The following is a 13429-nucleotide window of genomic DNA, read 5'->3' on the forward strand; positions in this document are numbered from 1 at the left end:
TAGCCGTGGGCTGCCCTTCCGCTCTGACACGAGAATACGCATAGCCTATGAAGCCCATTTTTAGCCGTGGCCCGTCGCTACAGATTCGCCTCATTCTGGCGGTGCTGGTTGCGCTCGGCGTGATTATTGCCGACAGCCGCCTGGGTGCGTTCAGTCAAATTCGAACGTACATGGATACCGCCGTCAGTCCTTTCTACTTTATTTCAAATGGTCCCCGTGAATTGCTCGACGGCGTGTCGCAAACGTTGGCGTCGCGTGACCAGCTCGAACTTGAAAACCGGGCGTTGCGTCAGGAACTGTTGCTGAAAAACAGCGAAATACTGATGCTGGGGCAATATAAACAGGAGAACGCGCGTTTGCGCGAGCTGCTGGGTTCGCCGCTGCGTCAGGATGAACAAAAGATGGTGACCCAGGTCATCTCAACGGTGAACGACCCTTACAGCGATCAGGTGGTGATCGACAAAGGCAGCGTTAACGGCGTTTATGAAGGCCAGCCAGTCATCAGTGACAAAGGCGTAGTCGGTCAGGTTGTAGCAGTAGCAAAACTGACCAGCCGCGTGCTGCTGATTTGCGATGCGACGCACGCGCTGCCGATTCAGGTACTGCGTAACGATATTCGCGTTATTGCTGCGGGCAATGGTTGCACTGATGATTTGCAGCTTGAGCATTTACCCGCCAATACCGATATTCGCGTTGGCGATGTGCTGGTGACATCAGGGTTGGGCGGTCGGTTCCCGGAAGGGTATCCGGTTGCTGTCGTCTCTTCCGTTAAGCTGGACACTCAGCGTGCTTACACCGTGATTCAGGCTCGTCCGACGGCGGGTTTACAACGCTTGCGTTACCTGTTGTTGCTGTGGGGTGCTGACCGTAACGGTGCGAACCCCATGACACCGGAAGAAGTACACCGTGTAGCAAATGAACGCCTGATGCAGATGATGCCGCAAGTTCTTCCTGCGCCAGACGCGATGGGGCCGCCTGCGCCCGTTCCAGCTCCTGCGACAGGGATAACCCAACCGCCAGCGGAGGCAACGACGCCACCGCCACGCGCGCCGGGAGGGCAATAGTGGCAAGTTATCGTAGCCAGGGACGCTGGGTTATCTGGCTCTCGTTCCTGATCGCACTTTTGCTGCAAGTCATGCCCTGGCCGGACGACATTATCGTCTTCCGGCCAAACTGGGTGTTGCTCATCTTGTTGTACTGGACTCTCGCGCTACCGCACCGCGTAAATGTAGGTACGGGATTTGTGATGGGTGCCATACTGGATTTGATCAGCGGCTCAACGCTTGGCGTGCGGGCTTTGTCAATGAGCATCATCGCCTATTTGGTCGCACTGAAATTTCAGCTATTCAGAAATCTGGCGCTCTGGCAGCAGGCGCTGGTGGTCATGCTACTTTCTCTGGTCGTCGATATTATTGTTTTCTGGTCCGAGTTTTTAGTGATCAACGTCTCTTTCAGACCTGAAGTGTTCTGGAGTAGTGTAGTAAATGGTGTGCTCTGGCCATGGTTATTTTTACTGATGCGTAAAGTGCGTCAGCAGTTCGCGGTGCAATAAAGGTTTTTATGACTTCTCTGTATTTAGCTTCCGGTTCTCCGCGTCGTCAGGAGTTGTTAGCGCAGCTTGGCGTCACTTTTGAACGTATCCTTCCCGGTGTTGAGGAAAAACGCGGTGAGGGAGAAAGCGCTCAACAGTATGTCTCTCGTCTGGCGCGAGAAAAAGCGCAAGCGGGCGTGGCGCTAACGTCGCGTGATTTACCGGTGCTGGGAGCCGATACCATCGTGATTCTGAACGGTGAAGTGCTGGAAAAACCGCGAGATGCTGCACACGCGACGCAGATGTTGCGCAAAATGTCCGGACAAACACACCAGGTGATGACTGCCGTTGCGCTGGCTGATAGCCAGTACGTGCTGGATTGCCTGGTGGTGACAGAGGTGACCTTCAGAGCACTGACCGACGAGGACATCGCAGGCTATGTGGCTAGCGGTGAACCGATGGATAAAGCAGGTGCATACGGTATTCAGGGGCTGGGTGGCTGTTTTGTCAGGAAGATAAATGGCAGCTATCACGCCGTGGTCGGCTTACCGCTGGTTGAAACGTATGAGTTGCTGAGTAATTTTAACTCACTGCGTGAGAAAAGGGATACACATGACGGCTGAATTGTTGGTAAACGTAACGCCATCGGAAACACGAGTAGCGTACATTGATGGCGGTATTCTTCAGGAAATTCATATTGAACGTGAGGCGCGACGCGGAATAGTAGGCAATATCTACAAAGGTCGTGTGAGTCGCGTACTTCCGGGTATGCAGGCGGCTTTTGTAGATATTGGACTGGATAAAGCCGCATTTCTTCACGCTTCAGACATTATGCCGCACACCGAGTGCGTGGCCGGTGAGGAACAAAAAAACTTCACTGTGCGTGACATCTCTGAGTTAGTGCGTCAGGGACAGGATCTGATGGTACAGGTGGTTAAAGATCCGCTCGGTACCAAAGGCGCCCGCCTGACCACGGACATTACGCTGCCCTCCCGTTATCTCGTCTTTATGCCTGGCGCGTCACACGTTGGCGTTTCTCAGCGTATTGAAAGCGAAGCCGAACGTGAACGTCTGAAAAATGTGGTCGCCGATTATTGCGACGAGCAGGGCGGATTTATCATTCGTACGGCGGCGGAAGGGGTATGCGAAGACGATCTGGCGTCAGATGCTGCCTATCTTAAACGCGTCTGGACCAAAGTCATGGAGCGCAAAAAACGCCCACAAACGCGTTATCAGATGTATGGCGAACTGGCGCTGGCACAGCGTGTTTTACGCGATTTTGCCGATGCGCAACTCGACCGGATCCGTGTGGATTCCCGCCTGACTTACGAAGCACTTCTGGAATTCACTGCAGAATATATTCCAGAAATGACCAGTAAGCTGGAACACTACAGCGGACGCCAGCCCATTTTTGATCTCTTTGATGTCGAAAACGAAATCCAGCGGGCGCTGGAGCGCAAAGTTGAGCTGAAATCTGGCGGCTATCTGATTATCGATCAGACTGAAGCTATGACCACCGTTGATATTAATACTGGCGCGTTTGTGGGGCATCGAAACCTTGATGACACCATCTTCAATACCAACATTGAAGCGACGCAGGCCATTGCCCGGCAACTGAGATTGCGCAATCTGGGCGGGATTATCATTATCGATTTTATCGACATGAATAATGAAGATCACCGACGCCGCGTGCTGCATTCACTGGAGCAGGCGCTTAGCAAAGATCGCGTGAAGACCAGCATCAACGGCTTTTCGCAGTTGGGGCTGGTGGAGATGACGCGTAAGCGGACGCGTGAAAGTGTGGAACATGTGCTATGTAATGAATGTCCGACTTGCCACGGGCGCGGCACGGTGAAAACGGTCGAAACCGTCTGCTACGAGATTATGCGTGAAATTGTCCGCGTGCATCATGCCTACGACTCTGACCGATTCCTGGTCTATGCTTCTCCTTCCGTTGCGGAGACGTTGAAAGGCGAGGAGTCGCATGCATTGGCCGAAGTAGAAATCTTCGTCGGCAAACAGGTCAAAGTGCAAATTGAACCGCTCTATAACCAGGAGCAATTTGACGTGGTCATGATGTAAAACGACTGTGCCCGATGGCGCTGCGCTTATCGGGCCTACAAACCAGGCGTAGGCCGGATAAGGCGTTCACGCCGCCATCCGGAGAAGTGGGTTTGTGAGTCATATTTTTGGGTAGACAAGGAGAGACGCGTGAGGCGATTGCCGGGGATATTATTGCTCACTGGAGCCGCGCTCGTTGTCGTCGCAGCGCTGCTGGTCAGTGGACTGCGCCTTGCGTTGCCCCATCTGGACAGCTGGCGACCGACAATTCTTTCCCGAATTGAGTCGGCAACGGGGATCCCAGTAGCGGCCAGCCAGCTGAGCGCCAACTGGCAAAATTTCGGCCCTACGCTTGAGGCGAGAGATATTCATGCCAGACTGAAAGATGGCGGTGAGTTCTCCGTAAAGCGCGTCACGCTGGCTCTGGATGTCTGGCAAAGTCTGCTAAACATGCGCTGGCAGTTTCGCGACCTGACATTCTGGCAGTTGAATATCCGCACTAATACGCCGATCCAACGCAGCGAGAGCAGCGACGGGTTTGAAACCAATCGCATTAGCGATCTTTTCCTGCGCCAGTTTGATCACTTTGATCTGCGCAACAGCCAAATCAGTTTTCTCACTCCTTCAGGTCAGCGAGCTGAACTCGCGATCCCACAACTTACCTGGCTAAACGGCAAAGACAGACATCGCGCCGAAGGGCAGGTTAGCCTCTCCAGTCTTACCGGGCAGCATGGCGTAATGCAGGTTCGTATGGATCTGCGCGACGATGAAGGGCTGCTGAATAATGGTCGGGTCTGGTTACAGGCTGATGACATCGACGTGAAGCCGTGGCTGGGCAAATGGATGCAGGACAATGTGGCGTTGCAGACGGCACGTTTTAGCCTGGAAGCCTGGATGACGCTTAATAAAGGCGAAGTCTCCGGCGGCGATATCTGGCTCAAACAAGGGGGGGCGACCTGGAAGGGGGACAATAAGGCGCACGCCTTTTCCGTCGACAATCTGACCGCGCATATCAGCCGCGGACAGCCCGGGTGGCAATTTTATATTCCGAATACCAGCATTACGCTGGATAGCAAACCCTGGCCGCGCGGGGCGCTGACATTAGCCTGGGTTCCGGAACAGGAAGTCGGCGGGCAGAACAATAAGCGGAGTGATGAATTACGTATTCGAGCCAGTAACCTTGAACTGTCCGATATGGATGGGTTGCGCCCTGTCGTCACCAAACTTTCCCCTGCGTTAGGCGACATCTGGCAAGCCACACAGCCGAGCGGAAAGATTGCCATCCTGGCGCTGGATATTCCCTTGCAGGCGACTGAAAAAACACGCTTCCAGGCATCATGGAATGATCTGGCCTGGAAACAATGGAAACTGTTACCCGGTGCGGAGAATTTCTCCGGTACGTTGTCAGGTAGCGTTGAAAATGGCGCGCTGACGGCCTCAATGCAACAGGCCAAAATGCCGTATGAAACCGTCTTCCGCGCGCCATTGGAAATTGAACGCGGTGTCGCGACATTGAACTGGCTGAAGAACGATAAGGGTTTTCAGTTAGACGGGCGAAATATTGACGTTAAGGCAAAAGCTGTCCATGCGCACGGTGGTTTCCGTTATCTGCAACCTGCGGGCGATGAACCCTGGCTTGGCATTTTGGCGGGCATCAGCACGGACGACGGTTCTCAGGCCTGGCGTTACTTCCCGGAAAACTTGATGGGCACAGCGCTGGTCGATTACCTCAGTGGCGCGATTCAGGGGGGGCAGGCAGATAATGCTACGCTGGTCTATGGCGGTAATCCGCGCTTGTTCCCGTATAAACATAATGAAGGTCAGTTCCAGGTGCTGGTGCCGCTGCGTAATGCGAAATTTGCGTTTCAGCCTGACTGGCCCGCGCTAACCGATCTCAATATTGAGCTCAACTTCCTGAACGATGGTCTGTGGATGAAGACCGATGGTGTCAATTTAGGCGGCGTCAGGGCCAGCAATTTGACGGCGAATATTCCTGACTACAGCAAAGAAAAACTGTTGATTGATGCGGATATCAAGGGTCCAGGTAAGGCGGTGGGTCCTTATTTCGACGAGACGCCGCTGAAGGATTCTCTCGGCGCGACGCTGGAACAACTCCAGATAGACGGTGATGTGAATGCTCGCTTACATCTCGACATCCCGCTGGATGGCGAGCAGGTAACGGCAAAGGGCGATGTTTCTTTGAAGAACAATAGCTTGTTCATTCAACCGCTCGACAGCACGCTGAAAAATCTAAGCGGAAAATTGAGTTTTGTGAACGGCAATCTCAAAAGTGAACCGCTAACGGCGAACTGGTTTAATCAACCGTTGAATGTGGGCTTCTCTACCAACGAAGGGGCAAAAGCCTATCAGGTTGCGGTTAATCTCAACGGCAACTGGCAGCCAACCCGCATGGGCGTGCTGCCAGAGCAAGTCAGTAGTGCGTTAAACGGTAGCATGGCGTGGAACGGCAAAGTGGGGATCGATCTCCCGTATCACGCAGATGCGACGTACAGCATCGACATGACCGGTGATCTGCGAAATGTAAGTAGTCACTTACCTGCACCGTTAAATAAACAGCCCGGCGAACCCTTACCTGTGAATATTAAAGCAACGGGTGACTTGCAGAGTTTCGACCTGACAGGCAGCGCTGGCAATACAAACCATTTTAATACCCGCTGGCTGCTGAATCACAAATTGACGCTGGATCGCGCAATCTGGACAACCGACAGCCACACAACGCCGCAACTGCCGGAGAAGGAATGTGTCGAACTCAACCTGCCAGCAATGGATGGCGCAGAATGGTTAGCGTTGTTCCAGAAAGGCGCGGCGGATAATGTCGGCGCCAATGCCAATTTCCCTGAGCATATTACGCTGCGTACGCCTTCTCTGTCTCTTGGTGGGCAGCAGTGGAATAACCTGAGTATTGTCTCAGAACCATCGTCGAATGGTGCTCAGGTCGCCGCACAAGGAAGAGAAATTAACGCGACATTGGCGATGCGTAATAACGCGCCGTGGCTGGCCAATATTAAATACCTCTATTACAACCCGAGCGTAGCGAAGAGTAGCGGAAGCGCACCGTCACCGTCGCCGTTCTCATCGACTGACCGCGTGAGTTTCCGTGGCTTGCCTGACGTACAACTGCGTTGTGAAGAGTGCTGGATGTGGGGACAAAAATACGGGCGTATCGACGGGGATGTCGGCATCAAAGGCGACACGCTGACGCTGTCTAATGGGTTACTGGATACCGGCTTCGCCCGACTGACGGTAGACGGCGAGTGGGTGAATGTTCCTGGTCGTGAACGCACGTCGTTCAAAGGTAAACTGCGCGGCAACAAGATTGACGCCGCTGCGGGGTTCTTTGGATTCTCAACCCCTATTCGTAATGCGTCGTTTGATGTGGATTACGATTTGCACTGGCGTAACCCGCCGTGGCAGCCCGAAGAAGCCTCGCTTAACGGTATTTTAAAAGTGCATCTTGGTAAAGGCGAGATCACGGAGCTGAGTACCGGTCATGCCGGTCAATTACTGCGTTTGCTGAGCTTTGATGCCCTGTTGCGTAAGCTGCGTTTTGATTTCAGTGATACCTTTAACGAAGGTTTTTATTTCGACTCCATTCGCAGCACGGCATGGATTAAAGACGGCGTCATGCATACGGACGATACGCTGGTGGATGGCCTGGAGGCCGATATCGCCATGAAAGGGTCCGTGAATCTGGTGCGTCGGGAGCTCGATCTGGAGGCCGTTGTGGCACCGGAGATCTCTGCAACGGTGGGCGTGGCGGCAGCATTTGCAGTTAACCCGATTGTCGGCGCGGCAGTGTTTGCTGCCAGTAAAGTGCTGGGACCGCTGTGGAGCAAAGTGTCGATTCTGCGCTACCGCATCACGGGGCCGGTGGACAAACCGCAGATTAACGAAGTCTTGCGCCAGGCGCGTAAAGAAAGTCCGCAATGATTTGACGGGGGCAAGTAATTGCCCCAATCTCAGTAAATAGAACTTCTACCGCAGTAACTAACGAGTAGCAAAACGATGAGTCTGAACCTGGTAAGTGAACAATTGCTAGCAGCGAATGGCCTGAAACATCAGGATCTGTTCGCTATTCTGGGCCAACTGGCCGAACGCCGTCTTGATTACGGCGATCTCTATTTTCAGTCGAGCTATCACGAATCCTGGGTTTTAGAAGACCGCATCATTAAAGATGGTTCTTACAACATCGATCAGGGCGTCGGTGTCCGTGCGATCAGCGGTGAAAAAACCGGATTTGCCTACGCGGATCAGATAAGCCTGCTGGCGCTTGAACAAAGTGCTCACGCGGCACGTACCATTGTGCGGGACAGTGGGGATGGCAAAGTGAAAACGCTGGGTGCCGTGGAGCATCAGGCGCTTTATACCTCCGCTGATCCGCTGCAGAGCATGAGCCGTGAAGAGAAACTGGACATTCTGCGCCGTGTGGACAAAGTGGCGCGTGAAGCCGATAAACGTGTGCAGGAAGTCACGGCCAGCCTGACCGGTGTGTATGAGCTTATTCTGGTGGCTGCGACTGACGGTACTCTGGCGGCCGATGTTCGCCCGCTGGTGCGCCTGTCTGTTAGCGTACAGGTTGAAGAGGACGGTAAACGCGAGCGCGGCGCCAGCGGCGGTGGCGGTCGTTTTGGCTATGAGTTTTTCTTAGGTTCGCTGGACGGCGAAGTGCGCGCGGATGCCTGGGCAAAAGAAGCGGTACGTATGGCGCTGGTGAATCTCTCTGCGGTTGCCGCGCCAGCGGGAACGCTGCCGGTGGTATTGGGCGCGGGCTGGCCGGGCGTATTGTTACACGAAGCAGTAGGACACGGACTGGAAGGCGATTTCAACCGTCGTGGTACGTCAGTGTTCAGCGGCCATATGGGGGAACTGGTGGCTTCTGAGCTCTGTACCGTGGTTGACGACGGCACGATGGTTGACCGCCGTGGCTCTGTCGCTATTGATGATGAAGGGACGCCAGGACAGTACAACGTATTGATCGAAAACGGCATCCTGAAAGGGTACATGCAGGATAAACTGAATGCGCGTCTGATGGGCGTTGCGCCGACAGGGAATGGCCGTCGTGAGTCTTATGCGCACCTGCCGATGCCGCGTATGACCAATACCTATATGTTGCCAGGTAAATCCACGCCGCAGGAAATTATCGAATCGGTTGAATTCGGGATCTACGCGCCTAACTTTGGCGGTGGCCAGGTGGACATCACTTCCGGCAAGTTTGTGTTCTCGACCTCAGAAGCCTATCTGGTCGAAAACGGAAAAGTGACGAAGCCGGTCAAAGGCGCCACGCTGATAGGTTCCGGTATTGAAGCCATGCAGCAAATTTCGATGGTCGGTAATGATCTGAAACTGGATAACGGTGTTGGCGTCTGCGGCAAGGAAGGGCAAAGCCTGCCGGTTGGCGTGGGCCAGCCGATGCTGAAGGTCGATAATCTGACAGTGGGTGGAACCGCCTGATTATCAGAGGCCGGATGCATCCGGCCTCTGAATTTTATTCCGGCTCCTGGCCCGATAAGCGCAACGCCATCGGGCCTTTTACTTTTTCTTTCCTCTGCCGTACATTCCCTGAAACAGCTTCGCCACGTCGACAAAGTAATCCGTCAGATAGTTGATCACCACCTGCACTTTTAAGGGCAATTTGTCTTTTTCGGTGTATAACGCGTAGACCGGACGGGGATCCGACTGATAACGGGGCAGTAAGATCTCAAGTTCTCCCCGATTGATCTCATTGATCACCCACATCAGCGGAACATAGGCGATCCCTGCACCTGCCGTCAGCCAGCGGCTGAGCGTCATAGGATCGTTGGTCACAAATCTTCCCTGCGGGATTAGCCGGGTGGAGATCCCCTCCGGAGCGATCAGCTCAAATTCGTTATCCGGTCGCACGCTGTATTCCAGCCAGGAGTGGTTGCTAAGATCGGCGGGCTTCTCCGGTACACCAAACTGTGCGAGATAGCTTTTTGCGGCGCACACCACCATCGGCATGGCTCCCAGACGGCGAGAAAACAGGCTAGAGTCTTGCAACGCGCCGACCCGAATCACGACGTCCAGACCGTCGGCAATCAGATCTGGGGCTGGAATACCTGTCACCAGATTCACCGTGAGTCCAGGGTATTCCTTCAGCATCCTTGCAGTCAGTCCGGCAAGGACATTTTGCGCCATGGTTGAAGAACAGCCGATGCGTAACGTACCGATAGGGGTGTTGTTAAACGCATAAAGCTGCTCATGTACATCCTGAACTTCATGCAACATTCGGCGGCAGCCCTGGTAGTAAATTTTACCAGCTTCAGTAAGGCCAATGCTGCGAGTACTGCGGTTCAGCAGCTTCACCTGCAGTTCATCTTCCAGTTTTGCCACGGTCTGGCTAATGGAGGAGACGCTCATTTGTAGCTGTCTGGCAGCGGCGGTAAAGGAGCCAAATTCAACCACTTTGGCAAACACCGACATACGTTTTAATCGTTCCATTATTCACTCTGGCTTAAAAGTGATTTAGATCACATAATATAGATAACAGCATAACAGTTACGCTAATATATTATTATTCAAATAACAGCAGTGTCGCTCTCGCCTGGCTTTCCTTGTCCTTCTCTGCGGTGACATTGGCTGATAATTCTATCGCCTGCACTCTCTCTACAATCAAGGTCAACATGAGTCTGTTTCCCGTTATCGTGGTGTTTGGGCTGTCCTTCCCACCGATATTTTTCGAACTTCTTTTATCACTGGCGATTTTCTGGCTGGTGCGCCGGGTGCTGGTACCGACAGGTATCTATGATTTTGTATGGCATCCGGCGCTGTTTAACACCGCGCTCTATTGCTGCCTGTTTTATCTGATATCGCGCATGTTTGTTTGAGGCTGAAGTGAAAACACTAACAAGAAAAATCTCCCGTACGGCCATTACGCTGATACTGGTCATCCTGGCATTTATCGCCATTTTTCGAGCCTGGGTCTATTACACCGAGTCACCGTGGACGCGTGATGCGCGTTTCAGCGCGGATGTCGTGGCCATTGCGCCGGATGTGGCGGGACTTATCACCAATGTCAATGTTCACGATAACCAACTGGTGAAAAAGGGGCAGGTGTTGTTCACCATCGATCAGCCTCGCTATATAAAGGCGCTTGAAGAGGCCGAAGCAAACGTGGCGTATTACCAGGTGTTATCGCAGGAAAAACGCCAGGAGGCCGGTCGACGTAATCGTCTTGGCGTTCAGGCGATGTCCCGTGAAGAGATCGATCAGGCCAACAACCTTCTGCAAACCGTATTACATCAGCTCGCGAGAGCGAAGGCTACCCGTGACCTGGCAAAATTAGATCTCGAACGTACCGTGATTCGTGCGCCTGCAGACGGGTGGGTAACTAATCTGAACGTCTATACCGGTGAGTTTATTACCCGCGGTTCCACGGCGGTTGCTCTGGTAAAACAGCACTCTTTCTATGTACTGGCGTATATGGAGGAAACCAAGCTGGAGGGCGTTCATCCGGGCTATCGTGCGGAAATTACGCCGCTGGGCAGTAATCGGGTGTTAAGAGGGAGCGTGGATAGCGTGGCGGCGGGAGTCACGAATGCCAGCAGTACCCGCGATGCGAAAGGTATGGCGACCATCGATTCCAATCTCGAATGGGTGCGGCTGGCGCAGCGTGTTCCGGTGCGGATCCGTCTTGATGACCAGCAAAACAACGTATGGCCTGCAGGTACAACGGCGACGGTGGTGATCACCGGTCAGCAGGATCGTGATGCAAGCCAGGACTCCTTCTTTCGCAAATTAGCGCATCGCCTGCGTGAGTTTGGTTAATCGTGATGGGGATATTCACCATTGCCAGCCAACACGTCCGCTTTGCGATAAAGCTGGCGTGCGCGATTGTGTTGGCTCTGTTTGTGGGTTTTCACTTTCAGCTTGAAACGCCGCGCTGGGCGGTACTGACTGCGGCGCTGGTTGCTGCAGGGCCGGCATTTGCCGCCGGAGGCGAGCCATACTCCGGCGCCATCCGTTATCGCGGGATGTTGCGCATCATCGGGACCTTTATCGGTTGTATCGCCGCTCTGGTGATCATCATCACCATGATTCGCGCACCGCTGCTAATGATTCTGGTTTGCTGTATCTGGGCGGGATTTTGTACCTGGATCTCCTCTCTGGTGCGCATTGAAAACTCCTATGCGTGGGGGCTTTCGGGGTATACCGCACTTATTATCGTCATCACTATTCAAGCGGAGCCGTTATTGACGCCGCAGTTTGCCCTTGAGCGCTGTAGCGAGATTGTGATTGGCATCGTCTGCGCCATTATCGCGGATCTGATTTTTTCTCCACGATCGGTGAAGCAAGAGGTTGATCTTGAACTGGATAACCTGCTCGTCGCGCAGTATCAACTGATGCAACTGTGTATTAAACACGGTGACAGTGAGGAAGTGGACCGGGCCTGGAGCGCTCTTGTACGCCGTACAGCGGCACTGGATGGCATGCGCAGTAATCTGAACATGGAGTCCTCGCGCTGGGGGCGCGCTAACCGGCGTCTGAAAGCGCTCAATACGCTCTCTCTGACGCTGATCACGCAATCCTGCGAAACCTATATGATTCAAAATACGCGTCCGGAACTGATCACCGATACGTTCCGGGAGTTGTTTGAAACCCCCGTTGAAACTGCGCAGGATGTTCACCGACAGCTCAAGCGTATGCGTCGCGTTATTGTCTGGACGGGCGAACGGGAAACGCCCGTCACCCTGTACTCCTGGGCTGGAGCAGCAACGCGGTATCTGTTATTGAAACGCGGCGTGGTGGGTAATACGAAGATCAGTGCCACGGAAGAAGAGGTTTTACAGGGTGAGCCAGTGGTGAAGGTGGAATCCGCCGAACGCCATCATGCAATGGTCAACTTCTGGCGCACTACCTTGTCATGCGTACTGGGGACGTTGTTCTGGCTGTGGACAGGATGGACGTCTGGTAGCGGTGCGATGGTGATGATTGCTGTCGTGACGTCTCTGGCGATGCGCTTGCCGAATCCGCGAATGGTCGCGATCGACTTTATCTACGGGACACTGGCGGCCCTGCCGTTGGGATTACTCTATTTTTTGGTGATCATCCCCAACACGCAACAAAGCATGTTGCTGCTCTGTTTGAGTCTGGCGGTGCTGGGATTCTTTCTGGGCATTGAAGTCCAGAAGCGCCGTCTGGGTTCCATGGGGGCACTGGCGAGTACCATTAATATCATCGTGCTCGACAACCCCATGATCTTCCATTTCAGCCAGTTTCTGGACAGCGCATTGGGGCAGATTGTCGGCTGTATGCTGGCGTTTATCGTGATCTTACTGGTACGGGATAACTCCCGTGACAGGACCGGGCGCGTGTTGCTCAATCAGTTTGTTTCGGCGGCTGTCTCAGCGATGACCACCAATGTGGTGCGGCGTAAGCAAAACCATCTTCCGGCGCTTTATCAGCAGCTGTTTTTGCTGATGAACAAATTCCCGGGAGACTTACCCAAGTTCCGTCTGGCGCTGACGATGATCATTGCGCATCAACGTCTTCGTGACGCGCCGGTTCCGGTGAATGACGATCTCTCTATTTTCCACCGTCAGCTTCGCCGCACCGCCGATCGCGTCATTTCCGCCAGTAGCGACGATAAGCGTCGGCGATACTTCGGGCAACTCCTTGAGGAACTCGACATCTATCAGGAAAAACTGCGTATCTGGGAAGCGCCACCTCAGGTTACAGAGCCGGTAAAACGACTCTCTGGTATGTTGCATAAATATCAGCATGCCCTGACGGATAACTAAACACAGAGAAGCCGGCGCCAAAAGCGTCGGTTTTTTTATGGCTATACTTAACCGATGT

Annotated in this window: 10 protein-coding genes; 9 read left to right on the forward strand and 1 reads right to left on the reverse strand. The window is 53.6% G+C overall.

Features of this window, described 5'->3' with window-relative positions; all coding sequences use genetic code 11:
* The first annotated feature begins 47 nt into the window (after positions 1-47).
* From mreC to tldD, 6 genes are all read left to right on the forward strand, one after another.
* Positions 48-1064, forward strand: coding sequence for a rod shape-determining protein MreC (gene mreC, locus CJP72_RS02375; protein WP_162379307.1), 1017 nt, complete (start codon positions 48-50; stop codon positions 1062-1064).
* Positions 1064-1552, forward strand: coding sequence for a rod shape-determining protein MreD (mreD, locus tag CJP72_RS02380; RefSeq protein ID WP_162379308.1), 489 nt, complete (start codon positions 1064-1066; stop codon positions 1550-1552). The genes mreC and mreD overlap by 1 nt, the downstream gene beginning before the upstream one ends.
* 8 nt (positions 1553-1560) lie before the next feature.
* The gene (locus CJP72_RS02385) at positions 1561-2154 is read left to right on the forward strand and encodes a Maf family protein (protein ID WP_162379309.1); all 594 of its coding nucleotides are present in this window, start codon (positions 1561-1563) and stop codon (positions 2152-2154) included.
* The gene (gene rng, locus CJP72_RS02390; protein ID WP_162379310.1) at positions 2144-3613 is read left to right on the forward strand and encodes a ribonuclease G; all 1470 of its coding nucleotides are present in this window, start codon (positions 2144-2146) and stop codon (positions 3611-3613) included. The genes CJP72_RS02385 and rng overlap by 11 nt, the downstream gene beginning before the upstream one ends.
* A 129-nt stretch (positions 3614-3742) precedes the next feature.
* Positions 3743-7543 carry an AsmA2 domain-containing protein YhdP gene (gene yhdP, locus CJP72_RS02395; protein WP_162379311.1) on the forward strand — a complete coding sequence of 1267 codons (3801 nt, stop codon included), beginning with the start codon at positions 3743-3745 and terminating at the stop codon, positions 7541-7543.
* Between the two features lie 75 nt (positions 7544-7618).
* Positions 7619-9064: a metalloprotease TldD gene (gene tldD / locus CJP72_RS02400; RefSeq protein WP_162379312.1), complete on the forward strand. Its 1446-nt coding sequence runs from the start codon at positions 7619-7621 to the stop codon at positions 9062-9064.
* A gap of 78 nt (positions 9065-9142) precedes the next feature.
* Here the strand turns inward: tldD and aaeR are convergent, their stop codons facing one another.
* Positions 9143-10072 (reverse strand): HTH-type transcriptional activator AaeR, encoded by a 930-nt coding sequence (gene aaeR, locus CJP72_RS02405; RefSeq protein ID WP_162379313.1) that lies wholly within the window; start codon positions 10070-10072, stop codon positions 9143-9145.
* Between the two features lie 182 nt (positions 10073-10254).
* Between aaeR and aaeX the strand changes: the two genes are divergently transcribed.
* Genes aaeX through aaeB form a run of 3 tightly spaced genes read left to right on the forward strand, consistent with a single transcriptional unit; the run spans position 10255 to position 13371 of the window.
* Entirely contained in the window at positions 10255-10458 is a 204-nt protein-coding gene (aaeX, locus tag CJP72_RS02410; protein WP_162379314.1) for a p-hydroxybenzoic acid efflux pump operon protein AaeX, read from the forward strand.
* Between the two features lie 7 nt (positions 10459-10465).
* A complete protein-coding gene (gene aaeA, locus CJP72_RS02415) occupies positions 10466-11398 on the forward strand; it encodes a p-hydroxybenzoic acid efflux pump subunit AaeA (protein WP_162379315.1) in 933 nt (310 codons plus the stop codon).
* A 5-nt stretch (positions 11399-11403) separates the two neighbouring features.
* Entirely contained in the window at positions 11404-13371 is a 1968-nt protein-coding gene (aaeB, locus tag CJP72_RS02420; protein ID WP_162379531.1) for a p-hydroxybenzoic acid efflux pump subunit AaeB, read from the forward strand.
* Positions 13372-13429: the final 58 nt, after the last annotated feature.

The organism is Citrobacter sp. NCU1 (assembly GCF_010231475.1).
GTDB lineage: Bacteria > Pseudomonadota > Gammaproteobacteria > Enterobacterales > Enterobacteriaceae > Citrobacter_D.